We start from the raw sequence: 23,830 nt of genomic DNA, 5'->3' as shown, positions 1-23,830 counted from the left end.
TCAGGCGCCTCCAAGCGCGTCGCGCATGCGCTGCTGCACCGCGCCCAGGCGGATATGGCCGATCGCCGAGAGCGAATCCTCGCCCCGGGCGATCCGCTCGAGCAGGTTCACGCACTCGTCGGCATGCTGGATGAGATAGTCGAAGTCCTGGAGCTGCTCGAGATAGGCGCTGGCGAAATGTGCGTCGCCGACGAGCACCTCGGCAAGCGCCTCCAGCTTGGCGCGCATCTCGCGGATCTCGCCGGCGATCACATTGTGCAGCGTCGCCGAGAAGGGATCGAAGCCGGAGATCGCCCGTGCGGTAGGGAGCTGCGAGGGAACGGGCATGCAGGACATCAGAACAGCTCCAGATCGCCGCCGGAAACCGGGGCGTGAACGGGGACCGGCGGGCGCTCGGGCACGCGGTCCGTAACCTTGACGCAGCGGCTGCGGCCTTCATGCGGAAGGAACTCGATCTTGCGGGCGCTGGTACCCCCCAGATCGGTATGCCCCACCGCAATGCCCTCGGTCGCCATGAAGCGGCGCGCGAAGGCGGCGTTCGAGGAGCCGATCGAACCCAGTCCCGAGACGATGTTGGCGCCGCCATAGAGATGCGCCATCAGCCGGCCGCGCACCGCGCCCTTCTGCATCATCCCGTTGATCAGCAGCTCCATCGCGTGCACGCCGTAGCGCGCCATTTCCGAGGCGCCGACGCGCTGATCCGCGCCGGGCTCGCCCAGCAGGAAATGGTTCATGCCGCCGATCCGGGCGACCGGATCGAACAGGCATGCGGCGACGCAGCTGCCGAGCAGGGTGGAGACGACCACCCCAGGCTCGGCCACCACGGCATGCTCGCCCTGAACGATGGCGAGCCGGCGCATCAGGTGAGCTCGCCGAAGACGCGCTCGATCTTTTCCTTCAGCGCGGCCGGCGCGAAGGGTTTCACGACATAGTTGTTCACGCCCAGCGCCGCGGCCTTCTGGACGATCTCCTTGTCGGACGAGCCGGTGAGCATGATGAACACCGTCTTGCCGATCACGGCATCGGTGCGCACCGCCTCCAGGAACTGGAGGCCGTCCATCTCCGGCATGTTGTAGTCGGAGATGATCAGATGCACGCGGTCGCTCTTGACCGCCGCCAGCGCCTCCTGGGCGCTCGGCTTGTCGCGCACGTCCTTGAACCCGAGATCCTGCAGCGCGCGACGGATCATCGCGCGCATGCTGGTCTGGTCATCGACGACCATCACCTTGATCGCTGCAGCAGCAGGCATCAGACGCTCCCAATCTTCTCGCGGCATGCCTTGAGGATCGCCTCAGGCATGCCAGACAAACCAACTTCCTGTTCCACCGCGCCCAGCTCCTTCGCCGAGCGCGGCATTCCCCAGACCACGCAGGTCTCCCTGCTCTGGCCCAGCGTGCGGGCCCCGGCCTGGCGCATCGCCAGCATGCCCTGGGCGCCGTCGGCACCCATGCCGGTCAGGATCACGCCGACCGCGGCTTTGCCGAGCGGCGCCACCGAGTTGAACAGCATGTCCACCGACGGGCGATGGCCGGAGACCGGATCGCCGTCGCGCAGCTTGATATGGCCACGGACGCCGCCGCGCAGCTCCATGTGGCGCTGCCCCCCAGGAGCAATATAGACGGTTCCCGGCAGCACCGGCGCGCCATCCCTAGCTTCCACCACATGCACCCGGCATTCGCCGTTCAGCCGCTCCGCGAAATTGTGCGTGAAGGCGGCCGGCATGTGCTGGACGATCAGCACCGGCGGGCAATTCTCGGGCAAGGCCGGCAGCAGCGAGAACAGCGCCTCGACGCCGCCTGTGGACGAGCCCATGGCGATGATCCGCTCGCCGACCGTGCCGGCCGCCAGCGCGGGCTGGGCGGGCAGGCGCTGCGGGCCGGCGCGGGCAACCGAACGGGCGGCGGCCTTCACCTTCTCGCAGAGCAGCGCGGCGTCGCGCTCGATATCCTCGGGCGTGCCGCTGGGCTTGGTGACATAGTCGACCGCGCCCAGGCGAAGCGCCTCGATCGTCACTTCCGCCCCGCGCGCCGTCAGCGTCGAGCACATCACCACTGGCATCGGCCGCAGGCGCATGATCCGCTCGAGAAAGGACAGGCCGTCCATCCCCGGCATCTCGACGTCGAGCGTCAGCACGTCGGGGTTGAGCGACTTGATCATCTCCCGCGCCGCGAAGGGTTCGGGCGCCATGCCGACGACCTCGATCGCGGGGTCGGCGGAAAGCATGCGGTTGAGCGTCGCGCGCATCGAGGCGCTGTCGTCGACGATCAGCGTGCGTACCGGTGCCATCAATGCACCTCCGGCTTCTGGTAGATGGTGTGCCCGCACGAGCGCATCTGGCGCGCGGCCGGGCCGATCAGCCGCTCGGAATGACCGATGTAGAGATGGCCGCCGGGGGCGAGCTGGTCGACGAAGCCCGCCTCCAGCTCCTCCTTCGCCGGATCGCCGAAATAGATCATCACATTGCGGCAGAAGATCACGTCATAGGCGGCGCGGAGCGGCCAGGGCTCGAACAGGTTGAGCACCCGGGCCGTCACCAGCGACCGCGCCTCGTCCGCCATCTGGAAACCGCCCTGGACGGGCTTCATCCACAGGCTGCGCCAGGGCTCGGGCACCGCTTCGGCGACGCTGTCGGCATAGAAGCCGCGCTTCACCGATTCCACTACATGCGGAGCGATGTCGGTCGCCAGCAGGCGGACATCGGCGTTGCGCAGCCACGCGGCAGACGCGCGGTCCGTCCCCAGCAGGCACATGGCGATCGTATAGACTTCCTCGCCCGAGGAGCAGCCCGCCGACCAGATCCGCACCGGGCCCTGCTTGCGCTTGAGCGCCGGCAGCACAGCCTCGCGGAAATGATCGAAATGATGCGGCTCGCGGAAGAAGTGCGTGTGGTTGGTGGTCAGCGCCACCACCATCGCATGGCGTTCCGCCGGATCGCTCTGCACCAGCGCGACATAGTCGGCGAACCTGGCCAGGCCATGCTCGCGCAGCCGGCGCCCCAGGCGCGACTGGACGAGCGTGGTCTTCGCCGCGCTCAGCGCGATGCGCGCATCCTCGTGCATGATCGCGGCGATGGCGGCGAAGTCGCGGGGCGTGAGCTCCGCATTGCTGCCCGTCATGGCCGTGGCGACGCCGGCAGGCGCCAGGGCGCCCCCGGCGGCGGTCACGCTGCGATGTCCAGATGCTTGGTCAGGCTCAGCGCGTCGAGATCGAGCAGCAGCACCATCGTGCCCTTCTCGTCCCGCGTGCCGTCCTTCTGGCGGGTCGCGATGCGCACCAGGCCGGCGATCACGCTCGGCTCGATCGTCTCGACCTCGGGCGCCGGCTGGATCTCGGCCTCGCCGATCGCGACGATGTCGTTGACTTCATCGACCAGGAAGCCGGCCTGCTTGCCCGCGATATGGACGACGAGGATGCACGAGCGGGCATGGATCGCGCTCGGCTCCCAGCCCAGCCGCTCGGCGAGGCCGACGACGGGAACCACATTGCCGCGCAGGTTGGTCACGCCCTTGATGAAGCCCGGGACATTGGGGAGCGGGGTGGGCTCGTCCCATTCGCGGATCTCGATCAGCGCCCGCATGTCGATCCCGAAGGTCTGCTGGGCGAGCGAGAAGGTGACGATCTTGCGGTCGGTGCCGGCGTTGTCGTTGGTGGTGGTCATGCTGCCAGTCCTTTCGGCGTGAAGCGGTTGGTCGAGGCGACGAGCGCCTCGATGTCGAGGATGAGCGCGATCGAGCCGTCGCCGAGGATGGTGGCGCCGCCCAGGCCGCGGATCGGATGGAGATTCTGGTCGAGGCTCTTGATCACCACCTCGCGGCGGTCGTCGATCGTGTCGACCACCAGGCCGACCTTGCCCGAGCCTTCGTTCTCGACGATCACGACCAGGCTGTCCTCGATCGCGCGGTCGTCGTTGAGGCCGAAGATCTCGGTGGCGCGCTTCACGGGGACATATTCGCCGCGCATGTCGATCACTTCGCTGTCGGGCGAGGTGCGCTTGACCTGGCCCGGCTCGGGCTGCACCGTCTCGAGCACATGCGCGAGCGGCAGCACGAAGCGCTGGCCGGCGAGGCGGACGATCATGCCGTCCAGGATCGCCAGGGTGAGCGGCAGGATCATCGTGAAGGTGGTGCCTTCGCCGGGAACCGAGTGGATCTCCACGCGGCCGCCCAGTGCCTCGACGTTCGAGCGGACCACGTCCATGCCGACGCCGCGGCCGGAGATGTTCGAGATCGTTTCGGCGGTGGAGAAGCCCGGCGCGCAGATCAGCTGGTCGATCTCTTCGTTCGACAGCTGCGCATCGGCGCCGATGATGCCCCTCTCGACGGCCTTGGCGCGGACCTTCTCGCGATTGATGCCGCGGCCATCGTCCTGCACCCGCACGAAGATGCGGGCGCCGCGCTGCTCGGCCGAGAGCTTGATCGTGCCCTCGGGGCTCTTGCCGGCGGCGATGCGCTCCTCGGCGCTCTCCAGGCCATGGTCGGCGGCGTTGCGGATCATATGGGTCAGCGGATCGCCGATCTTCTCGATCACGCCCTTGTCGACTTCGGTGGTCTCGCCCACGGTCTCGAGCAGGATCTGCTTGCCGGTCTCCACCGAGAGGTCGCGCAGCATGCGCGGCACCCGGCTGAAGGCCTGCTTGATCGGCTGCGCGCGCAGCGACATCACATTGTCCTGGATCTGGCGCGTGAGGCGAGCGAGCTCGGGCAGCTCGACACGCTGGCGATCGGCCGGCGAGAGCCGGTCGGCCAGGATCGAGTTGCGGATCACCAGCTCGCCGACCAGGTTGAGCAGCAGGTCGAGCTTGCCCAGGTCGACGCGGATCGTCTGCTGCGCCTCGCTGCCCGCCTTGGGGGCGATGGCCGGCGTCTCGACGCTGCCGATCGAGGGCGAGGCCGCGGCGATCGTCTCGACTACCCGCTGCATCTCCGCGGCGAAGTCCTCGATGCCGGCGGACACCGGCACGAAGCCGAATTCGTCGGCGATCGTGGCGGGCGCGGCCTCGGCCACCGGGGCAGGGGTCTCGTCACGCCGGACCTCGACGACCGAATCCGGCGCGACGAAGTCGAAACAGTCGTTGATGTCGCTCTCGGCAACCTCGGCCGGCACGCGCAGCGTCCAGGTGAGATAGGCGTCCTCGGGATCGAGGTCGCGCAGCGGCGGCACCGTTGCGGTATCAACCGCGACGACCTCGCCGCCCAGCGCCTCGAGCTCGCGGATGATCAGCAGCGGCTCGCCGGCATTGGCGAGCGCGGCGCGCGACGGCTTGAAGGTGACGATCCAGGCGCCTTCCATGGCCGGGGCCTCCGCCGGCGCGTCGAAATCGTCGAGCGACACGGCCATCGGCACGAAGCCGAACTCGTCCGCTTCCCCGGCCGGCACCTCGGCTGCTGCCGGGGCCGGGGCGGGGCTCGTAGCGGGCGTGCCGTCATCGGCGCCCTTGCTCGCGAGAACCTGCTCGAGCGCGGCCAGCGCCGCCTGGTCGGCCGGGCGGGGCGCCAGGCCCTTGGCCGATTCCACATGGTCGCTCAGGATGTCGAAGGCGCTCAGCATCACCTTGACCACGCCGGGGCTCGGCGGGATCTTGCCGCCGCGCACTTCGTCGAGGACATTCTCGAACTTGTGCGCGAAGGCGGTGAGATCGGCATGGCCGAACGCGCCGGCGCCGCCCTTGATCGAATGGACCGCGCGGAACACGCCGGCGATCGTCTCGGCCGAGACGTCGCCCGCCTGCATCGCCGACAGGCCCTGCTCGGCGGTGGTCAGCCCCTCGGCGCATTCCTCGAAGAAGATCGCCTGGATATCGTCGAATTCGTCGCTCACGGGCACACGCGGCGGATCGCCGCCCCCAGCTTGGTGGCCTCGAACGGCTTGGTGATCCAGCCGGTGGCGCCGGCCGAGCGGGCGCGGGCCTTCTTCTCGTCCGAGAATTCGGTCGACAGCACCAGGATCGGCGTGCCGCGGAAACCGGAGACCGCGCGCACCGCCTCGATCAGCTCGAACCCGTCCATCTTCGGCATGTTGATGTCGGTGATCAGGAGGTCGGGCTTCACTTCGTGCATGCGCTCCAGCCCATGCTCGCCGTCATTGGCGCTCTCGATGCGGAAGCCCTGTGCGGTCAGCGACGTCTTGAGCAGCATGCGCATGCTCGCCGAATCGTCGACGGTAAGGATCAACTTGCTCACTGGGCGTCTCCGGTCTCGAGGCCGATCGTCGCGGCCAGGTGGCAGCGCTGCGCGCGATCGACGAATGCGGGGCTGGGATTGGCGATGCGGAACTGCTGGCCGCCCGCGGCCGCCTCGGCGCGCGCGGCGACGAGCAGCTGGAGCACGGCCTGGCCGACGCTCTCGACCTCGGACGCGTCGATCTCGATCGCATCGTCCAGGTCCGCGGCGAGCACCAGGCGCACGCGCAGGTCTTCGGCCGTGACGGTGGTGCCATGGACGGGAAGGCGCAGCGCGCGCTCCTCGACGTCAGGCAGCGGCGGCGACTGGGACTGGTCCATTCTTGGCCTCGTCAAGTGCGGTTTCAAGTTGCTGGAAGCTCGGCGCATAGGCCGAGGGGGTCATGCGGCGGGCAATCTCGATCGCCACCTGGACCGGCTGGTTCTGGGCATAGGCGACGATCGCCGTCTTCACGATCGAATAGGGCTTGGCGTCGGCCTCGAGCGTCTCGAGCAGCTTGGCGGCGAGCGGGCCGACCACGCAGTAGCTCAGCAGCACGCCCAGGAAGGTGCCGACCAGCGCGCCGCCGATCATCGCGCCCAGGATCTCGGTCGGCTGGTCGATCGAGCCCATGGTCTTGATCACGCCCAGCACCGCGGCGACGATGCCCAGCGCGGGCAGGCCGTCGGCCATGATCTGCAGCGCGTGCTGCGGGCCGGCCTCTTCGTGGTGGTGCTTCTCGATGTCCGCGTCCATCGCGGCCTCGATCTGATGCGGGTCCTCGAAGTTGACCGTCATCATGCGCAGATAGTCGCAGATGAACTCGATCAGGTGATGGTCCTTGAGCAGGCGCGGATAGGGCGTGAAGAGGTTGCTCTCCCCCGGCGCGTCCAGGTGCGGCTCCAGCGCGGTGGCGCCCCCCTTCTTGAAGGTGGAGAGCACGGTGAACATCAGCGTGAGCAGGTCCTTATAGTCCTGCGCCTTCCACTTGCCGCCCTTGAACGAGCGCATGATGCCCGCGCCGGCCTTCTTCACCGTCGACATGGAATTGGCGACGATGAACGCGCCGATCGCGGCGCCCGCGATGGCCATCATCTCGTGCGGCAGCGCATGCGCGATGATCTCGAACTTGCCGCCCGACATGATGAAGCTGCCGAACACGCAGACGAGAATGATGATGAATCCGATGCCGTTGAGCATGGCGGTTCGCCCGATGTCCCTGTTGTTTCCAGAATTATAGGAAGGATTTGCCGGCCGGTGTTGCCGTGCCGGCAAATTGCTCAGGCCGCCTCGGCGGCCCGATCCTGCCAGTCGATGACCGCCAGATAATTGCGCAGCCGGTTCTGCTCGAGCGAGGCGAGGAGCTTGTTGTTGTGCCAGGGCACGATCATCTCCGCGAGGGCCGGAGCCCAGGGCGCGGAGCTGTCGAACAGCACGCCCAGGCCGAACACCGCGGGCACATGCGCCCAGGCGAGCGGACGCGCCTCGGTCTGCGCCTCGGCCCGGAAATCCTCCACCGCGGTCAGCACGCCGTTGCGCGGGCCGCCTTCGTGCAGCGCCCAGGCGAAGCTGCCCGCACCGCGGAAGCCGCGATTGGGCAGGCAGGCGGCCTCGCCGAGCGAGACGCCGCCTTCGAAGCTGTGGGGGTGGCGATGTTCCTCGGGAATCCGGTCGGGCGCATAATAGCAGTCGCGGCGCGCGCACGGCCAGGAGACGTCGTGCAGGATTGCCAGCAGCGGCTTGCCGTCGCGCCTGGCGAGCTGGTCGGCGATGCGCAGCTCGTTGATCACGGTGTAGTAATTATGGTCGCCGTCGATCACCCAGGCATCGATGTCCGAAAGCTTCGGCATCGCGTCATGGCTGGGCTCGGCGATATGGCGCACTTCGGGCGTCTGGCGGGCCCAGGCCAGGAACTCGGCCTTGGGCGCGGGATCGATGCTGGTCAGGCTGCCGCCGGCCACGCGCGCATAGGCAGCGAGCTGCTGCGACATGCCGCCGAACTCGGCGCCCACCTCGGCGATGTTGCGGGCGCCCGCGATCTGGAGGCCGTGGAGGATGATGTCCGAGAATTCGGACATGGAATGGATCAACAGGCTCATGCGATGGCTCCCTGGAGCGCGGCGTGGGAAGGGGCGGGCGCGGCCGCCTGGCGTGCGGCGATGGGGCGGAAGGCCAGGGCCAGCATCATCTGCCGTCCCTCCTGCCGCGGCGGCGGCGGGACCATCATGAAGGCGAACTCGTTCTCGCAGCGGAAGAGATGGGGCGCGACCTGCTCCATGCCCTCCAGCGAAGGTAGCGCCTCGGTTTCCTGATTGCCGTCGGGATGCTGCTTGTCGCTCAGGAAGCGGTCGACGGGCATGAAGGTCACGCTCTCCACCTGCACATAGTCGAAGAGCTGGCCGAACTGCACGCCCACCGAGAAGCGGCTGTCGCCGATCGGGATGGGGGCGAGATAATAGCCGTCATGCGTCGGCGTGGCGGTCACCGTGCCGGTCGAGACCTGGTTGCCGTCGGCGACGATCAGCGGCAGCGCGATCGAGGTATCAACGAAGTCCCGGTACTTGAGCGGCATCGCGAAGCGGCGCTGGGCCAGCAGGCTGAGCTTGAGCGCCAGTCCCTCGCCGTGCAGTTCCGCCGGCAGGTACATGCGCTCGGCGCCCTTCATGTAGAACAGGCCGCGCTGGCGCAGGCCGCGCCGGGCGATGGCCGGGTCGAACAGCGATACGGTGTTGTCGACACCCAGATTGATGTCGTGCTCGAACGCGCCGAGCACCGCGAGCTCCGCTTCCAGCGGCACGTACATCAGCCGGCCGAGCACGCCCGCCGCGCCGCGGCGCCACAGGATCGCTTCGTGCGCCGGCCGCCGGGCGCGGATCGTGACGCTGCCTTCGTCGCGCACGAAGCGCAGGCAGCCCGCCTGCACCCGGTCGCGCACGTCCGACTGGCGCGATTTGATCGAGCTGCCGCGGCGGATCGCGGTGCCGTTCTTCTCATAGTCGACCACCGATCCCTGGGCGGCCGTGCAGAGCTGCTCGAGCACGGCGACGTTCGTGCACAGCGCCTCGAGCGCGGCACAGTCATAATCGTCGTGGCCGATGAACCCCTTCTTGTCCAATCCGGTGCGCGACTGCTCGCGCAGCAGCAGGTAGCGGCCGGCAACCCGCACGCCCAGCGCGCGCGCGAGGAGCGGCTCGACATCGTTCTGGACCGAGCCGTTATAGCCCAGGTCGACCAGCATCAGCGTGTCGCCACGGGCCGGGTTCACGATCTTGCGGACATGCGCGACCAGCCGTTCGGCAAAGCCGTGCGATGCATTGGTGATGCGGCGCATGCGTTGCGGATCCCGGATCGCCTTGAGGAAGGCGCCGGGGCGGGGATGGTCCTTGATCAGCTTGGCGGCTTCGGGAGCGGGGAGCAGCAGCTGCTTCGCCACCACGCTCAGGTCGCTGCAGATATCGCGCTGCAGATGACGTTCGACTGCCTCGGCGGTGCCCAGCGAGGCGGCGGTGGCGGTGAAGCGGCTGATCTCCACCGCATGGCCGGTGCCGCCGCGCGCCTGGTGCACGCGCTGGGGCAGATAGCCGTCACGCATCAGGAACACGGCATGCACCGTGCCGCCATGCTTCGCCCGCAACGCCGCGGCCTCATCGTCCAGCCAGCGGTCGAACCCGTTCAGCACGGGCCCCAGCGTAGTGAAGCCGAGCATTTCGGCGGCATCGCCCAGCTGCGGCTCGATGGCGGCGATCGTCGCGCGGTGCGGCTGGTGGGTGATCGCCACGCCGGCCTCGGTCGGGTGGAAGATGTTGCTGATCGCGCTTTCCAGGCGGATGCGCTGCTCGCTGTCCGCGGTGAACTGGGCGAGGTGCAGCGTGTTCACGCCGAACGGCGCGACGCCGTCGACATCGGCCTTCTTGTTGTCGCCGATGTGCAGGATCCGGTCGGGCGCGATCTGCAGCGCCTTGAGCACCGGCTCGTACAGGCCCTCGCCCTTGGACTTGCCGTAGTGCGACGAGCAGAAGATGCGGCCGATCAGCCCGGCGACGTCCTCGCCCGCCGCGGCGGCGATCAGGCCGCGCAGCTGCTTCTCGTCGAGATAGGTGTCGGAGACGATGATCGTCTCGATGCCCCTGGCCCTGGCCGCGCGCATCAGCTCCACTGTTGGCCGGAAGGCAAAGCAGTGGCGCGCCTCGGCGTCGAGCTCGTCCTGCACCGCGGCCGCGCGCTCGGCGGCGTTCGCATTGGGCATCAGCTCGGCATAGATCTCGTCGATATGGACTTCGTTGCGGCGGTGGCGGACCGCGGCGGTGCTCCGCGCGGTCTGCTCGGCCCAGCTGCGCTGGAGGAGGTTGGCGCCGCCGAGCGCGCCGAACAGATCGTGCGGGGCGTGCACGTCTCGCCACAGCAGCGTGTCGAAACAGTCGAGCGAGAGCAGGGTCACGCCCGGATAGGCGTCCAGTGCCGACGGCAGCGCGTGCGGAAGGATTGCGTTGGCCAATGATTTTCCCCGGATGCGCGCCCGCAATTCGGTAGGGCGCACTAATCTTATAGGATGCGCGCACCCGGAACGGTCGCGATCGTCCTAGAATGAAGGGTCAAGCAAATGGAGCGAGCATGACCCTTAGTGCCTATCAGGCGGCCCGTGCCCGGGCTGAAACGCCGCGCTCGGCAGAGCTCAGGCTGTTGGGCGAGATCACCGGCGAGATGATGGAAGCGGAGGAGCGCGGCCTGAAGGGCGCGTTGCTGATGCCGCCACTGCATCGCAATCGCCAGATGTGGGACGCCTTCTCTACCGATTGCGGCGTTGCGGGCAACGGCCTGCCGCGTGAGCTGCGCGCACAGATCATCTCCCTGGCCCTGTGGGTGGACCGCTTCACCAGCGACGTGATCGCCGGCCGCGAGCGGATCCGCGAACTGATCGAAGTGAACCGCATGATCATGGAGGGGCTGCGCGGGCCGCAACGCGCCGCCGCCTGAACCTGCGCATGGCCGACGAAAGGGGCGCCCCGGCGACAGCCGTGGCGCCTCTTTCCGCTGCGGACAAGATGAGCCGTCGCCCCCAGGCCGCGCGCCTGGATTGGGGACTCATTCTTCTTTCGTCGCCCCGGCCTTGAGCCGGGGTCCCGCTGCCTTACCGGCGGAAGCAGAAGCAGAAGCGGGATCCCGGCTCCAGGCCGGGATGACGGCAGAAAATCAAATACTTGTTTGGATTCTCAGCCTAGTCCGTCGAGAGTGGCAGCGCGGAGGTGAGCTTCACCTTCTGCATGGGAATGTCCGTCTTCAGGCTGAGCACGCAGGGAATGCGCGCCAGCCGCTCCGCCTGGAATCGGCGAAAGGCCGTCAGGTCCGCAGCGACGACGCGCAGAAGAAAATCGCAGTCGCCGGCCATCAGGTGGCATTCGACGACTTCGCCGAGCGGCCGGATGCCGGCGATGAACTGCTGCACCGTCTCCTCGTCCTGGCTCTTGAGCCAGACCCGGACGAACAGCGACATGCCGAAGCCGATCCGCTCGGGATCGAGCAGCGCGACATAGCGTTCGATGACGCCGGATTCCTCCAGCAGTCGCACGCGCCGCAGGCAGGGCGATGGCGACAATCCGACTTCCTGCGCCAGCTCCACGTTGGTCAGGCGCCCGTTGCGCTGCAAGGCCACCAGGATCCGGCGGTCGATGCGATCCAGTTTCATTGGCGTAGTATGCCACATATTTTGCTGAAGGCGATCATCTATGCCGATATAATCCCGTTACACTCACAAGTTCGCAACCAAATGCGCTTCCATCCGGTATATACGACTGCCCATGAGCAACGTCGGAATCCGAAGGGAAGCGATGACGGAAGGGAAACCGGGCGGATCGCTGCCGGGGACGGAAAGCCGCGCCGAACTGCGGCGGGGATTGCGGGCATCGCTGCCCGTGATGATCGGGTTCGTGCCGTTCGCGCTGGTGCTGGGCGCGCAGGCATCGGCCAAGGGGTTCGGCGCCATCGAGGTGCCGATCCTCACCGGGCTCAATTTCGGCGGCGGATCCGAGTTCGCCGCGATCGGCCTGTGGACCTCGCCGCCCCATCTCCTCCTGATCGTTGGCGTGACGATGCTGGTGAATTGCCGTCACCTGCTGATGGGGGCGGCGTTGGCGCCCTATCTGCGTCACCTGCCCCACCGGCGGGTGCTGCCGGCGTTGTTCTTCATGTGCGACGAGAGCTGGGCGATGGGGCTCGCCGACGCCAGGCAGAGGGCGGACGCCGGCCGGCCGCAGCCGTTCAGCCTTGCTTACTATATCGGCGTCTCGATCGGGCTCTACGCCACCTGGGTGGTCTTTACGGCGCTGGGCGCATTGCTTGGGCCGGTGCTGGGCGACATCACCCGCTATGGCTTCGACATGGCGTTCCCGGCCGTGTTCCTCGTCCTGCTGCGGGGCATGTGGAAGGGCATGCGCGCGGCGATGCCCTGGGCGGTGAGCCTTGTCGCCGCCGTTGCGGCCTGCCTGTTGCTGCCCGGCGCCTGGTATGTGCCGGCGGGCGCCGTTGCGGGCGTCCTGGCCGCTTGTGCCTGGGCGCGGCCGTGATGCCCGATCCCGCCACCCTGGGGGCCATCCTGCTGATGGCGATGGTGACCTATGCCACGCGCATCGGCGGATATCTTCTGCTCGGCGATCGCGTGCTGTCCGCGCGCATGACGGCGGTGATGGATGCGGCGCCCGGTTGCGTCCTCGTCTCGGTGATCGCCCCGGCCTTTGCGAGCGGGCGTCCCGCGGATCTGCTTGCGCTTGCCGTGACGGCGCTCGCCGCCGCCAGGCTGCCGCTCCTGCCCACCGTCCTCGTCGGAGTGGCGAGCGCGGCGCTGCTGCGCGGCGTGCTGCCGGCATAGAGGGGGAAGCGCGCGCGGGCGCAATGCTGGCGCAATGTTGCGCCGCAACTGCCCGGCGATGCGCTCGCGTGCCGACGGGATATCGCGGGGGATCGCTGCAGGAGGTTCGCGTGCGTCCGTTCTTCTCCTCCTTGGCGATAATGGCCATCGGCCTGGCCGCCGCCCCCGTTCCGGCCGCCGGCGCCCAACCGGCTCCGTCCATGCCGGCCGCCTTCCGGGCACCGGCCGGGCAATCGCCCGGGGATTTCATCGCCGGCTATGCGGCGGAACATGGCTTCAGCGGCACCATCCTGGTGCAGAAGGGCGGCCGGACAGTGTTCGAGCGCAGCTTCGGCTTGGCCAATCGCGAGCACAATGTTCCGAACACGCGGCATACGGTCTATTGGGCCGCCTCGATCACCAAGCTCTTCACCGCGACGCTCATCCTCCAGCTTGCGGAGCAGCGGCGGCTGGATCTCGACGGGACGATCGGCACCTATCTTCCCGATTATCGTGGCGAGGCGGCGGCCAGGGTCACGGTCCGCCAGCTTCTCAACCACACTTCCGGGCTCCGGAACATCGACGCGATCCCCAATATCGAGGACGAGCGGCAGGCCATCCGGGCCCAGGTCGAGGATGCCGTCCGGCACGACCGGCTTCCGCTCTACCAGACGCCCTATAGCAGCGACGATCTGCTCCGGAAGTTCTGCAGCGATCCGCTGGTCAACGCGCCGGGCAAGGTCTTCGACTATAACAACGCCGACTATATCATCCTCGGGAAGATCATCGAACGGGCCTATGGCAAGCCGTTCGGCGCCGTGCTCGGCGAGCGCATCCTGGCTCCCCTGAACATGCGGCACAGCGGCCTGATGCGCCACCAGGAAGTCGTTCCCGGTCTGGCCGACGCCTATTCGCTCGGCGCCGATCGCCGCACGCTGCAACACGACATGCCGGTCTATCCCGAGAACTGGTATGCGGCCGGTGCGCTTTATTCGAGTGCGGGCGACCTGCTGCGCTTTGCCAACGCGCTGTTCGGCGGCCGGCTGATCGGCCGGCCGATGCTCGACCAGATGACCACGCCCGGGCTCGACCGCTACGGCCTTGGCCTCTGGGTGTATGACACCAAGGCCGGCGGCGTGATGCATCGTGTCGCGAAGCGTCCGGGCCATATCATGGGCACGCAGAGCCAGCTCTACCGGTTCCTGGACAGCGACCTGACGGTGATCCTTCTGAGCAATGCCGGGACCATGGATCTCGATGATTTCGTCGCAGCGATCGGGAAGCGCATGCTCGAGTGAACCCCTGGCGGGGTAAGGAAAGGGCGCCCTGGCCGAAGCCGGGACGCCCCCATTTCCTTCACATGAAGCCGTGCCTCAGAACGCGGCCCATTCCTCGCTGGTCTCCATGGCGGCGGCGGTGGCCAGGGCCTTTACCGGCGAGACATAGGCCTTTCTTGCAGCCGGTTTCGATGCCCGGTTGGCGGGCATCGGGGCCGGGCGCATGGCCGGGCGCACGGCGGCGGCGTTGCCCACGGTGAAGCGGCCGGCTTGGTCGGAGAGCGCGCTGACCTCGGTATTCAGGTTGCGGGCGGCGGCGGAAGTTTCCTCGACCATGGCGGCGTTCTGCTGCGTGGCCTGGTCCATCGAGCCGATGGCGGTGCTGATCTGAGTGATCGCCGTCGACTGCGCGGCGTTGTCCGTCGCCATCTCGGCGAGCAGCATGTGGACCTCGCCGACGTCGCTCGAGATATCGGCCAGCGCGCCGTCGACTTTCTCGACCATCTCCACTGCGGCGACGATGTCGGTCTGGGTCGCGGTCAGCTGGTCGCGGGCGCGGCCGGCTTCCTCTTCGGCGCGCATCGCCAGCGCGCTGACCAGATCGGCGACGACGGCGAAGCCGCGCCCCGCTTCGCCGGCGCGGCCAGCCTCCACCGCCGCATTCATCGCCAGCACCCGCGTCTGGAACGCGATCTTGTCCAGCCCCTCGATCACGCTGTCGATGCCCTTGGCGCTCTCGCTCACGCGGGTCATCGCCTGCACCGCCTCGTCGGCGATCGCGCGGCCGCCCGATACCGTCGAGATCGCACCATCGGCGCGTTCGACGGTGCGGCCGGCCGAGGCCGCCATGGTCTTCAGCCGCTCGTCCATCTGCGCGACCGCGGCGGAGGTCTCCTCCAGGCTGGCGGCATTGGCTTCGGTCCGGCGGGCCAGGTCTTCCGAGGCCTGGGCGATCTCGCTCGAGCCGGTATGGATCGTCGAGGTCGATTCCATCACCGAGCCGATCAGCGTGCGCAGGCTGGTCAGCGCCGCGTTGAAATTGGTCTTGAGCGCGGCATAGTCGCTCGGGAACTCGCGGGCGATCTCCGCGGTCAGGTCGCCCTTGGCGACTTCGCCGAGATTCTCGCCCAGCGTGTCGACCACCATCTTCTGCTCGGCATCCGCGACGGCCTTGGCCGCGGCGGCGGTTTCCTGGGCCTGGGCGGCGTCGCGGAAGACCAGCACGGTCTTCGCCATCGCGCCCAGCTCGTCGCCGCGTTCGGTGCCCGGCACGTCGACCCGGTTGTTGCCGCCGGCCAGCGCGCGCATCGTGTCCTGCAGGCGCGCGAGCGGCTGGGTGATCCCGGAGCGCGAGACGAAGAAGCTGAAGCCCATCGCGATCAGGATCGAGATCAGGCTGACGATCACCATCGTGTAGATGGTATGGTTGCTGCTCGCGCCGAGCTCGATCGATCGGGTCTTGCCGCTGGCGACCAGATCGTCGTTGAACTTCGCCATCTGCGCCGACAGGTCGATGAGCAGCGGATCCATCTCGGCGAGCTTCGCCTTGGCGCCCTCATTGTCGTTGCGCTGGCCGAGCGCGATCGCCTGCGACGCGAGCGCATGCACCCTGGCGATCTGGCTGCGGAACTGGTCGAGCTGCGGCTTCAGCGCGGGCTGGAGCGCCTCGGCATTGTCGAGCAGCTTGTTGGCCGTCAGGAAATTATTCTCTTCCACCTTGCCGGCTTCCTGCGCGACCTTCGAGGAACCGTCATAGGAAAGCGCGCGATAGCCGGCATAGGCCATGTCCGACGCGCGGCGATTGGCGCGCGCCAGCTCGGTCGCCACCGGCATGTGGTTCACCACCAGGTCCGAATAATTCCGGTCGATGCGCTTGAGCGCGTTCGATCCGAACAGCGCGACGCCCATTCCCACGGTGGCGACGATGGCGACGAGCGCCAGTATCTTGGTTGGAATCTTCAACTTTGCGAGCATCTAGTACTTCTCCTGAAATGAAACGGGCTCTCGACGAGAGCCCGTCTCGACTAAAATCCTATGGGAGCGGCGGCATCAGAACGCCGTCCAGTCGTCGTTCCCGCCGCTGTTCGGCGTGGTCTTGGTGCGCGGCAGCGCCTTCACCGGGGAAACATAGGCCCCGGCCTTCTTCGCGGCGGGCTTGGCCGCGCGCGCAGGCACCGGGGCCGAAGCGGAGCGCATGGCCGGGCGCACGGCGGCGGCATTGCCTACCGTGAAGCGGCCGGCCTGTTCGGAAAGCGCGCTGACCTCGGTGTTCAGGTTGCGGGCGGCGGCGGAGGTTTCCTCGACCATGGCGGCATTCTGCTGCGTGGCCTGGTCCATCGAGCCGATGGCGGTGCTGATCTGGGTGATGGCAGTCGATTGCGCGGCATTGTCCGTCGCCATCTCGGCGAGCAGCGTGTGCACCTCGCCGACGTCGCTCGAGATATCGGCCAGCGCGCCGTCGACCTTCTCGACCATCTCCACTGCCGCGACGATGTCGGTCTGGGTCGCGGTCAGCTGGTCGCGGGCGCGGCCGGCCTCTTCCTCCGCCCGCATCGCCAGCGCCGAGACGAGATCGGCGACGACCGCGAAGCCGCGGCCCGCTTCGCCGGCACGGCCCGCTTCCACGGCGGCGTTCATCGCGAGCACGCGCGTCTGGAAGGCGATCTTGTCCAGCCCCTCGATCACGCTGTCGATGCCCTTGGCGGACTCCGACACCCGGGTCATTGCCTGCACCGCTTCGTCCGCGATCGCGCGGCCGCCTGACACGGTCGAGATCGCGCCGTCGGCGCGCGCCACCGTGCGACCGGCCGAGGTGGCCATGATCTTCAGCCGCTCGTCCATCTGCGCGACCGCGGCGGAGGTCTCCTCCAGGCTGGCGGCATTGGCTTCGGTCCGGCGGGCCAGGTCTTCCGAGGCCTGGGCGATCTCGCTCGAGCCGGTCTGGATCGTCGAGGTCGATTCCATCACCGAGCCGATCAGCGTGCGCAGGCTGGTCAGCGCCGCGTTGAAATTGGTCTTGAGCGCGGCATAGTCGCTCGGGAACTCGCGGGCGATCTCCGCGGTCAGGTCGCCCTTGGCGACTTCGCCGAGATTCTCGCTCAGCGTGTCGACCACCATCTTCTGCTCGGCATCGGCGACGGCCTTGGCCGCGGCGGCGGTTTCCTGGGCCTGGGCGGCGTCGCGGAAGACCAGCACGGTCTTCGCCATCGCGCCCAGCTCGTCACCGCGTTCGGTGCCCGGCACCTCGACCCGGTTGTTGCCGCCGGCCAGCGCGCGCATCGTGTCCTGCAGGCGGGCGAGCGGCTGGGTGATCCCGGCGCGCGAAACGAAGAAGCTGACGCCCATCGCGATCAGGATCGAAACCACGCTGACGATCAGCATCGTATAGACGGTGGAATAGCTGTTCTCGGTGAGTTCGGTCGATCGGTTCTTGCCGCTGGCGAGCTGGTCGTCGTTGAGCTTCGCCATCTGCGCCGAAAGGTCGATGAGCAGCGGATCCATCTCGGCGAGCTTTGCCTTGGCGCCGGCATCGTCGTCGCGCTGGCCGAGCGCGATCGCCTGCGACGCGAGCGCATGCACCCTGGCGATCTGGCTGCGGAACTGGTCGAGCTGCGGCTTCAGCGAGGGCTGGAGCGCCTCGGCATTGTCGAGCAGCTTGTTGGCCGTCAGGAAATTATTCTCTTCCACCTTGCCGGCTTCCTGCGCGGCCTTCGAGGCACCGTCATAGGCAAAGGCGCGGTAGCCGGCATAGGCGATGTCCGATGCCCGGCGATTGGCGCGCGCCAGCTCGGTCGTCGCCGGCATTTGCTTATCGATCACTTCCGAATAGCTCGTGTCGATGCGCAGGAGCGCGCTCGATCCGAACAGTGCGACGCCCATCCCCACAGTGGCGATGAGGGTGACGAGCGACAGAATCTTCGTTGGAATCTTCAACTTCGTAAGCATCTCATGCGTCTCCTGCGAGGGAACAGGCTCTCGGCGAGAGCCTGTCTCGACTGAAATTGGATGGGGAGCGGGAGCGTCAGGGCGACATCCAGTCGTCGTTCCCGCTACTGAGCGCCTTGTTCGACACATGGTCGTTGCAGCCCGGGCCGAGGGCCAGGGTGCCGGGAAGCGCGAACGCCACCGGCCTCTTCTTCGCAAGCGGCCATCTGTCGATCCTGCCGAACATTCCTGATCCTCCATTGCCTTCCGGCGGTTCCATTGTAGGCGGCTGCGGCCGAGGGGTTGTCCTGGCACGCAAGAGAAACTAGGATCATTTTAGGACTATCCCCGGAATCGCCCGGAGGCGGCGTAGTTTCCACTGGGCTTCGGCCCGGGGCTCGCAAATCATCCTATAATTTTCCGGATAACCATCTCCGGAGTGACCCTTGACCCGTTCCGTTCGCATCCCCGTCGCCTGCGCGGCGATCCTGCCGCTCGCCGCCATGCCGGCATTCGCGCAGGATGGGATGAAGCTGAGCGTGAACGGCAGCCTGCGCGCCCGCGCCGAGACGATCGGCGGGCAGTTTCGCCCGAACACGCCCGAGCATGACAGCTTCCTCTCGTTCCGCTCGGTGCTGGCGGCAAAGGCCGAGATCGGCGGGTTCACGCTGGCCGGCGAGCTGGTCGACGCGCGCGGTTATGGCGAGAGCGCCGGGAGCTCGGTGCGCACCAACGAGATCAACGATCTCGAGCCGGTCCAGGCCTATCTCGCCTGGCGGCCCGCCAAGGGCATGCAGCTCACCATGGGCAAGTTCGCGATGGACATCGGCGCGAGCCGCCTCGTCGGGCGCACCGATTTCCCCAACGGCGTACCCACCTATCTCGGCGCCAGGCTCGAGATGCAGGATGCGCGCCGCAACCAGCTTTTCCTGTTCTGGACGCGGCCCTTCACCGCGCTGCCGGACACGCCCGCGGATATCTATGACAACAAGGTCCAGCTCGACCGCGCGACCGAGAATATCGAGTTCTTCGGCGGCAACGCCACGCTCGCCAGCCTGTTCGGCAAGAGCGCGCTCGAAGCCTATGCCTTTCGCCTGATCGAGCATGACCGGGCGACGCACCCGACCCGCAACCGCCGCCTGGTGACGTTCGGCATGCGCCTGCGCCGGGCGCCCGCGACGCATGCGCTCGACTATGAAGTGGAAACCGCCCTGCAGCGCGGCCTGGCCCGTGCCACCGCCGCGGTGACGGATGTGCATGATCTTCGGGTCCGCGCGGGCTTCGTGCACGCCGAGGCGGGCTGGACCTTCGGTGGCGGCTGGGCGCCGCGCCTCGCCGCGCTGTTCGACTATGCCAGCGGCGACACGGCCAGTCCCGACACCTTCACGCGCTTCGACACGCTCTATGGCGCCCGCCGCGCCGATTTCGGCCCGCTCTCGCTCTATGGCGCACTCGGACGGGCGAACATCGTGTCGCCGGGCATCCGCTTCGAGGCCAGGCCTTCCAGGCGGCTCGACCTGATGGCATCGGTGCGCGGCGCGTGGCTGGCCTCCGCGACCGACAGTTTCTCGGCGACCGGCGTGACCGACCGGACCGGTCGCGCGGGGCGTTTCGGCGGCACCCAGTTCGAGCTGCGTGGCCGCCGCTGGCTGGTGCCGCAGGAATTGCGCCTGGAGCTCGGCGCCGCCTGGCTCGCCAAGGGCCGTTTCCTGCATGACGCGCCCAATGCGCCGCACACCGGCGACACCCGCTTCGGGCACGCCGATCTCACCTTTTCATTCTGATCCGCCTTTGCGGTCCGACACTTAGGTAGAAGCCACGGATGGCAGTATCTGCATCATCGCGCATAGATTCGCGCAGCTGCGGGCGGGAAGCCCGGGTCGCAAGTCGCAGGAGGGCCAGGTGAGCCCCAGGTTCCCATTGCTGGTGCTCGTTGCGCGTGAGATGGGCCTCCGCAGCACGCTGATCGCGCACCTGTCCATGGCGGGCGCCGATCTCGTCACCATCGACAATCTCGATGATCCGCGCGTCGAGCGCTGGCTGGCCCGGAGCCCGGTCCTGGTCATCGACGAGGCCGCGCTGGCCCTGCGGCCCGGCGGCGAGGCCGCGCTCCGCGCCGATCCGCGCTGGCGCGCCGTCGCGGTGGTCGGGGGCGCGGCGACCGATGCGGCATATCCGCCGCGCATCCCGCGCGACGATCCGGCCAGCGCTATCGAGGAGATGCTGCCCGGCTGGGGCTATCCCGAGCGCTGAGCAGGGGCCCCTAGCTCTTGGGGAACATCCCTGCGGCAAAGGCGATGCGCAGGGCTTCGGAAAGGCTGCGCACCTCCAGCTTCTCCATCAGGTTCGCGCGATAGATCTCGACGGTGCGCGGGCTGATGTCGAGCTCATAGGCGATGATCTTGTTCGAGCGTCCCTCGATCAGTCCCTTGAGCACGTCCTTCTCGCGCGGCGAGAGCTTGCCGATCTTCGATTCCGCGGCATTGACCCGGGTCGCCGCCTCGCTGCCTTCCTCGAGCCGGGAGAAGGCGAGGTCGATCGCCGTCATCAGGAACTCGGCCTCATAGGGCTTCTCGATGAAATCGAGCGCACCGGCCTTCATCGCCTGCACCGCCAGGCCGACATTGCCCTGGCCGGTCAGGATGATCGCCACGAAGCGCGGATCGCTGGTCACCGCGTTGAGCACGTCGAGCCCGGTCGAGCCCGGCATGTGGAAATCGAGCAGCAGCACCCCCGGATCGAGATCCGCCAGCGATTCCAGGAAAATGTCGCCCGAACGAAAGGCCCGGATCACCAGATCGGAGCGAAGCGAAAGGAGACTGTGCAAAGAGGCCCGGACGGCATCGTCGTCGTCCACGATATAGACCGTTTTTGTCATCTACTCTCCACCCTGTTCCGTCGTGGGTAGCGTGAAGCGGAAAACCGCGCCCCCTTCGGGTCGGTTTTCGGCGCTCAGAACCCCACCATGGGCTTCAATGATACGCTTGCTGATGGAAAGTCCAATACCCATTCCTGCACCTTCTTTCTTCGTTGTCGTAAAACGGGAAAAGAGTTGGTCGAGCATTGGTTCCGGTATGCCCGGTCCACTATCAGCGATCTCTATTGCAATCATATCTTTGGTAGACTTGCGTGACCTCACGGTAATCCGGCGATCGTTGGCGCCTTGTTGACGAAGGACATCTATGGAATTGCGCAAAAGATTAACGACGACTTGCTGAACTTGTACGCGATCCGCGAAGACGCAGGGTATTTCGGGGTCCAGATCGTAAGTCAGCCTGATGTTGAACTGGCTGGTTCCGATGAGGACCAGATCGGCTGCGTCACGAATTGTCGGCGCCAGCGGGGTGGCGCGCAGATCCACTTCGCCGCGCATGGTAAAGCTGCGCAGTCGGCGGATGATCTCTCCGGCCCGCAGCGTCTGTTCATTGGCCATGCGCAGCAATTCGCCGACCCGTTCGAATTCCTCGCCCTTGTCGAGCAGCATCCGCGCGGCGGCGAGGAAGTTGGAGGTGGCGGCGAGCGGCTGGTTGAGCTCGTGCGCCATGTCGGCGGCGAGCTCGCTCATCGCCGACTGGCGGCCGACATGGGCAAGCTCGGCGTTGAGCTCGCTCAGCCGCTCCTCGGCGGCGAACTGCTCGCTGAGGCTGCGGGCGAAGAGCGTGTAGAGCAAATGCCCGTCGATCTGGGCGACGCCGCCCCGGATCTCCATCGGGAAATGCTCGCCGGTGCGCGTCAGGCCGGCGGCGGCGATCGTCTGGCCCGGTTCCAGCGGCTTGCCGGCCTTGAGGAAGGCGCCCAGCCGCGTCTCCGATTCCGCTTCCTCGTCGCGGGGATAGGGCGTGAGCATCGCGAAATTATGGCCCAGCACCTCATGGGCGCGATAGTCCCACAGCGCTTCGGCGGCGGTGCTGAACACGCGGATCGTGCCTTCCTCATCCACCGCCAGCATCGCCTCGGGCACGGTTTCGATGATCGAGCGCAGCTGCGCCTCGCGGCGGCGCAGCGCCGCCTCGCGCTCCTCGCGCTCGGTGATGTCGAGCATGGCGCCGATGGTGCGGACCAGATTGCCATCGGTGTCGTAGAAGGCGCGCGACGATCCCTCCACCGCGCGCACCGATCCGTTGCTCTTCTTGAAGCGATACCGGAAGCTGAAGCGCGGTGCGCGATCGGCGACGGCTGCCTCGATCGTCTCCATCACCCGTTCGGCGTCCTCGGGCTCGATCTGGTCGCGCCAGCTGTCGAAGCTGGTGACGGTGCCGGGCACCAGCCCCAGCCGTTCCTCCGCGCCGGGCGCCCAGGCGAGCCGGCCGGTGGCAACGTCCCATTCGAACACGCCCACCTCGTGAGTCGCGGTGGCGATCGCGAGCCGCTCCTCGCTTTCGCGCAGCTCGGCCACGGCGCGGGCCCGGTCGGAGATGTCGGTCATCTTGTGGATGATCACCGGATCGCGCCCGGCGATCTCGACGCGATGGACGCGCTCGAGGATGGCGATCTCGCGTCCGTCCCGCGTCGTCTCCACCAGCTCCTGCGTCTCGTCCTGCGGGCGGCGGGGCAGGGTGGTCTCGGCGCTTTCGCAGCGCGAGCGGAGCAGGAGATATTTGTTCTGCCCGCGGGCTTCCTCCTCGCTCCACCCGAACAGGCGGGCCGCGCCTTCCGACCAGTGGACGATCCGGCCGTCGGGCGAGGTAAGCGCCATGGTGGTGACGTCGATGGCCTCGCTCAGCTCCACCTGCACCGATTGCTCGCGCGCGACCCGGGTGACGGCCCAATAGGCGATCGTGCCGACGATCAGCACGTTGCCGAGCATCGCCAGCAGCTGGCCCGGCGCGGCGGTGAACACCATCCGCCGCGCGAGCACCAGTTCCAGCACCGCCGGCAGCACGGGCAGGATCAGCGCGGCGGGCAGCAGGATCTGCAGCATGCGGCGATTGTCGGGATCGCGCGCCAGGTCGCGCATCCAGCCAAAGCCGCTGTTCCAGGTGATCGCGGCCAGCGCCAGCGCGATCGAGACGATCGCGGCGGGCAGCGAAGTGGTGAGCAGCGGCAGGGCCGGACCGGTGCCGGCGCGCGAGAACAGGATGATGATCGCGGCCGACGAGGCCAGCCCCAGCGCGACCATCGCGACCAGGCTGCGCATCTCCTTCGCCACCAGGTCCTGCACGCATTGCCCGAGCCCGGCGAGGCCGAGCACGAGGAACACCGCAGCCGGATTGATGCCCACCCGCCCCGGAAAGCTGAAGCTGAACTGGTCGAGCTGGCTCGGGAAGAGCAGCCGGTCGACGCCCAGGTCGATCTCGGTCCAGCGCTCGAACAGCGCGACGAGGGCGATGGTCAGCGGCACCGCGAGGCAATTGATCGCCAGCCGCCGCCGGCCCAGGAACGAGGCCAGGAAGCCCAGCGACAGGCCGATATAGCCAATCGCGGTCCAGGGCCAGATCGGGAAATCGTTCAGGCCGAATCCGCGCAAGGACGGAATATGGAGGAGCCAGCCTGCGAAAGCTGCCAGGCTGCAGGCCAGCCCGAAAAAGGCGAGCGCGAGCGCGACTCGTCGATTCACGGGCGCTGCCACCCATGATGGCTCGGTGGGGTCAATTGCGGAGCGCAACGATGCACCTTCCCCTTCCGGGAAC

At 67.6% G+C, this 23,830-nt stretch carries 24 protein-coding genes; 6 read left to right on the top strand and 18 right to left on the bottom strand.

Annotation, left to right across the window (positions count from 1 at the left end):
• The 12 genes from ACIQCS_RS12790 to ACIQCS_RS12735 form a co-directional block, all read right to left on the bottom strand.
• Positions 1 to 336: a hypothetical protein gene (locus ACIQCS_RS12790; RefSeq protein WP_280278746.1), complete on the bottom strand. Its 336-nt coding sequence runs from the start codon at positions 334 to 336 to the stop codon at positions 1 to 3.
• Positions 336 to 860: a chemotaxis protein CheD gene (locus ACIQCS_RS12785; protein ID WP_345847836.1), complete on the bottom strand. Its 525-nt coding sequence runs from the start codon at positions 858 to 860 to the stop codon at positions 336 to 338. Before ACIQCS_RS12785 ends, ACIQCS_RS12790 begins: the two co-directional genes overlap by 1 nt.
• The gene (locus ACIQCS_RS12780) at positions 860 to 1,249 is read right to left on the bottom strand and encodes a response regulator (RefSeq protein ID WP_179188181.1); all 390 of its coding nucleotides are present in this window, start codon (positions 1,247 to 1,249) and stop codon (positions 860 to 862) included. The genes ACIQCS_RS12785 and ACIQCS_RS12780 overlap by 1 nt, the downstream gene beginning before the upstream one ends.
• Positions 1,249 to 2,286 (bottom strand): chemotaxis response regulator protein-glutamate methylesterase, encoded by a 1,038-nt coding sequence (locus tag ACIQCS_RS12775; protein ID WP_345847833.1) that lies wholly within the window; start codon positions 2,284 to 2,286, stop codon positions 1,249 to 1,251. The genes ACIQCS_RS12780 and ACIQCS_RS12775 overlap by 1 nt, the downstream gene beginning before the upstream one ends.
• Positions 2,286 to 3,164: a protein-glutamate O-methyltransferase CheR gene (locus ACIQCS_RS12770; protein WP_345847831.1), complete on the bottom strand. Its 879-nt coding sequence runs from the start codon at positions 3,162 to 3,164 to the stop codon at positions 2,286 to 2,288. Before ACIQCS_RS12770 ends, ACIQCS_RS12775 begins: the two co-directional genes overlap by 1 nt.
• On the bottom strand, positions 3,161 to 3,658 hold the full coding sequence (locus ACIQCS_RS12765; RefSeq protein WP_167300854.1) for a chemotaxis protein CheW: 498 nt from the start codon (positions 3,656 to 3,658) through the stop codon (positions 3,161 to 3,163). The genes ACIQCS_RS12770 and ACIQCS_RS12765 overlap by 4 nt, the downstream gene beginning before the upstream one ends.
• A complete protein-coding gene (locus tag ACIQCS_RS12760; RefSeq protein ID WP_345847828.1) occupies positions 3,655 to 5,817 on the bottom strand; it encodes a chemotaxis protein CheA in 2,163 nt (720 codons plus the stop codon). Before ACIQCS_RS12760 ends, ACIQCS_RS12765 begins: the two co-directional genes overlap by 4 nt.
• Complete coding sequence (locus ACIQCS_RS12755; protein WP_345847826.1) at positions 5,814 to 6,179, bottom strand: response regulator; 366 nt, start codon at positions 6,177 to 6,179, stop codon at positions 5,814 to 5,816. The genes ACIQCS_RS12760 and ACIQCS_RS12755 overlap by 4 nt, the downstream gene beginning before the upstream one ends.
• Entirely contained in the window at positions 6,176 to 6,499 is a 324-nt protein-coding gene (locus tag ACIQCS_RS12750; RefSeq protein ID WP_345847824.1) for an STAS domain-containing protein, read from the bottom strand. Before ACIQCS_RS12750 ends, ACIQCS_RS12755 begins: the two co-directional genes overlap by 4 nt.
• A complete protein-coding gene (gene motA / locus ACIQCS_RS12745; RefSeq protein WP_345847822.1) occupies positions 6,468 to 7,358 on the bottom strand; it encodes a flagellar motor stator protein MotA in 891 nt (296 codons plus the stop codon). The genes ACIQCS_RS12750 and motA overlap by 32 nt, the downstream gene beginning before the upstream one ends.
• Before the next feature lie 80 nt (positions 7,359 to 7,438).
• A complete protein-coding gene (locus ACIQCS_RS12740) occupies positions 7,439 to 8,257 on the bottom strand; it encodes a class I SAM-dependent methyltransferase (RefSeq protein ID WP_345847820.1) in 819 nt (272 codons plus the stop codon).
• Complete coding sequence (locus tag ACIQCS_RS12735; RefSeq protein WP_345847818.1) at positions 8,254 to 10,653, bottom strand: HAD family hydrolase; 2,400 nt, start codon at positions 10,651 to 10,653, stop codon at positions 8,254 to 8,256. The genes ACIQCS_RS12740 and ACIQCS_RS12735 overlap by 4 nt, the downstream gene beginning before the upstream one ends.
• Before the next feature lie 89 nt (positions 10,654 to 10,742).
• Here ACIQCS_RS12735 and flaF point away from each other — a divergent pair, with 89 nt between their 5' ends.
• Complete coding sequence (gene flaF / locus ACIQCS_RS12730; protein WP_345847816.1) at positions 10,743 to 11,132, top strand: flagellar biosynthesis regulator FlaF; 390 nt, start codon at positions 10,743 to 10,745, stop codon at positions 11,130 to 11,132.
• Between the two features lie 241 nt (positions 11,133 to 11,373).
• Here flaF and ACIQCS_RS12725 read toward each other — a convergent pair whose 3' ends face one another.
• On the bottom strand, positions 11,374 to 11,841 hold the full coding sequence (locus ACIQCS_RS12725; RefSeq protein WP_125621570.1) for an Lrp/AsnC family transcriptional regulator: 468 nt from the start codon (positions 11,839 to 11,841) through the stop codon (positions 11,374 to 11,376).
• Positions 11,842 to 11,983: 142 nt separating this feature from the next.
• On the opposite strand from ACIQCS_RS12725, the gene ACIQCS_RS12720 reads away from it, so the two are divergent.
• The 3 genes from ACIQCS_RS12720 (at position 11,984) to ACIQCS_RS12710 (ending at position 14,297) form a co-directional block, all read left to right on the top strand.
• Positions 11,984 to 12,718 carry an AzlC family ABC transporter permease gene (locus ACIQCS_RS12720; RefSeq protein ID WP_345847814.1) on the top strand — a complete coding sequence of 245 codons (735 nt, stop codon included), beginning with the start codon at positions 11,984 to 11,986 and terminating at the stop codon, positions 12,716 to 12,718.
• Positions 12,718 to 13,020, top strand: coding sequence for an AzlD family protein (locus ACIQCS_RS12715; RefSeq protein ID WP_280278734.1), 303 nt, complete (start codon positions 12,718 to 12,720; stop codon positions 13,018 to 13,020). The genes ACIQCS_RS12720 and ACIQCS_RS12715 overlap by 1 nt, the downstream gene beginning before the upstream one ends.
• Positions 13,021 to 13,160: 140 nt before the next feature.
• On the top strand, positions 13,161 to 14,297 hold the full coding sequence (locus ACIQCS_RS12710; RefSeq protein WP_401531015.1) for a serine hydrolase domain-containing protein: 1,137 nt from the start codon (positions 13,161 to 13,163) through the stop codon (positions 14,295 to 14,297).
• Between the two features lie 75 nt (positions 14,298 to 14,372).
• Here the strand turns inward: ACIQCS_RS12710 and ACIQCS_RS12705 are convergent, their stop codons facing one another.
• From ACIQCS_RS12705 to ACIQCS_RS12695, 3 genes are all read right to left on the bottom strand, one after another.
• On the bottom strand, positions 14,373 to 16,250 hold the full coding sequence (locus ACIQCS_RS12705; protein ID WP_345847809.1) for a methyl-accepting chemotaxis protein: 1,878 nt from the start codon (positions 16,248 to 16,250) through the stop codon (positions 14,373 to 14,375).
• Between the two features lie 75 nt (positions 16,251 to 16,325).
• Positions 16,326 to 18,221 (bottom strand): methyl-accepting chemotaxis protein, encoded by a 1,896-nt coding sequence (locus tag ACIQCS_RS12700; protein ID WP_345847807.1) that lies wholly within the window; start codon positions 18,219 to 18,221, stop codon positions 16,326 to 16,328.
• Between the two features lie 76 nt (positions 18,222 to 18,297).
• A complete protein-coding gene (locus ACIQCS_RS12695; protein ID WP_345847804.1) occupies positions 18,298 to 18,447 on the bottom strand; it encodes a hypothetical protein in 150 nt (49 codons plus the stop codon).
• A gap of 199 nt (positions 18,448 to 18,646) precedes the next feature.
• Between ACIQCS_RS12695 and ACIQCS_RS12690 the strand changes: the two genes are divergently transcribed.
• Together ACIQCS_RS12690 and ACIQCS_RS12685 are read left to right on the top strand one after the other, a co-directional pair.
• The gene (locus ACIQCS_RS12690) at positions 18,647 to 19,984 is read left to right on the top strand and encodes an alginate export family protein (RefSeq protein WP_345847802.1); all 1,338 of its coding nucleotides are present in this window, start codon (positions 18,647 to 18,649) and stop codon (positions 19,982 to 19,984) included.
• 118 nt (positions 19,985 to 20,102) lie between these two features.
• A complete protein-coding gene (locus tag ACIQCS_RS12685) occupies positions 20,103 to 20,453 on the top strand; it encodes a hypothetical protein (protein ID WP_345847801.1) in 351 nt (116 codons plus the stop codon).
• 10 nt (positions 20,454 to 20,463) lie between these two features.
• Here the strand turns inward: ACIQCS_RS12685 and ACIQCS_RS12680 are convergent, their stop codons facing one another.
• Both ACIQCS_RS12680 and ACIQCS_RS12675 read right to left on the bottom strand, forming a co-directional pair.
• Positions 20,464 to 21,078: a response regulator gene (locus tag ACIQCS_RS12680; RefSeq protein WP_345847800.1), complete on the bottom strand. Its 615-nt coding sequence runs from the start codon at positions 21,076 to 21,078 to the stop codon at positions 20,464 to 20,466.
• On the bottom strand, positions 21,079 to 23,757 hold the full coding sequence (locus tag ACIQCS_RS12675; RefSeq protein ID WP_345847798.1) for a PAS domain S-box protein: 2,679 nt from the start codon (positions 23,755 to 23,757) through the stop codon (positions 21,079 to 21,081).
• Positions 23,758 to 23,830 lie beyond the last annotated feature (73 nt).

It is taken from the genome of Sphingomonas sp. NPDC092440 (assembly GCF_044754985.1).
Lineage (GTDB): Bacteria > Pseudomonadota > Alphaproteobacteria > Sphingomonadales > Sphingomonadaceae > Sphingomonas.
This window is presented reverse-complemented; position numbering and strand designations above follow the sequence as displayed.

Coding starts and splice junctions, on each gene's coding strand:
- ACIQCS_RS12680 (WP_345847800.1), bottom strand. CDS start 21,078: ATGACAAAAACGGTCTATATCGTGGACGACGACGATGCCGTCCGGGCC.
- ACIQCS_RS12695 (WP_345847804.1), bottom strand. CDS start 18,447: ATGTTCGGCAGGATCGACAGATGGCCGCTTGCGAAGAAGAGGCCGGTG.
- ACIQCS_RS12790 (WP_280278746.1), bottom strand. CDS start 336: ATGTCCTGCATGCCCGTTCCCTCGCAGCTCCCTACCGCACGGGCGATC.
- ACIQCS_RS12740 (WP_345847820.1), bottom strand. CDS start 8,257: ATGAGCCTGTTGATCCATTCCATGTCCGAATTCTCGGACATCATCCTC.
- ACIQCS_RS12705 (WP_345847809.1), bottom strand. CDS start 16,250: ATGCTCGCAAAGTTGAAGATTCCAACCAAGATACTGGCGCTCGTCGCC.
- ACIQCS_RS12720 (WP_345847814.1), top strand. CDS start 11,984: ATGACGGAAGGGAAACCGGGCGGATCGCTGCCGGGGACGGAAAGCCGC.
- ACIQCS_RS12715 (WP_280278734.1), top strand. CDS start 12,718: ATGCCCGATCCCGCCACCCTGGGGGCCATCCTGCTGATGGCGATGGTG.
- flaF (WP_345847816.1), top strand. CDS start 10,743: ATGAAGGGTCAAGCAAATGGAGCGAGCATGACCCTTAGTGCCTATCAG.
- ACIQCS_RS12775 (WP_345847833.1), bottom strand. CDS start 2,286: ATGGCACCGGTACGCACGCTGATCGTCGACGACAGCGCCTCGATGCGC.
- ACIQCS_RS12785 (WP_345847836.1), bottom strand. CDS start 860: ATGCGCCGGCTCGCCATCGTTCAGGGCGAGCATGCCGTGGTGGCCGAG.
- motA (WP_345847822.1), bottom strand. CDS start 7,358: ATGCTCAACGGCATCGGATTCATCATCATTCTCGTCTGCGTGTTCGGC.
- ACIQCS_RS12700 (WP_345847807.1), bottom strand. CDS start 18,221: ATGCTTACGAAGTTGAAGATTCCAACGAAGATTCTGTCGCTCGTCACC.
- ACIQCS_RS12780 (WP_179188181.1), bottom strand. CDS start 1,249: ATGCCTGCTGCTGCAGCGATCAAGGTGATGGTCGTCGATGACCAGACC.
- ACIQCS_RS12765 (WP_167300854.1), bottom strand. CDS start 3,658: ATGACCACCACCAACGACAACGCCGGCACCGACCGCAAGATCGTCACC.
- ACIQCS_RS12750 (WP_345847824.1), bottom strand. CDS start 6,499: ATGGACCAGTCCCAGTCGCCGCCGCTGCCTGACGTCGAGGAGCGCGCG.
- ACIQCS_RS12710 (WP_401531015.1), top strand. CDS start 13,161: ATGGCCATCGGCCTGGCCGCCGCCCCCGTTCCGGCCGCCGGCGCCCAA.
- ACIQCS_RS12725 (WP_125621570.1), bottom strand. CDS start 11,841: ATGAAACTGGATCGCATCGACCGCCGGATCCTGGTGGCCTTGCAGCGC.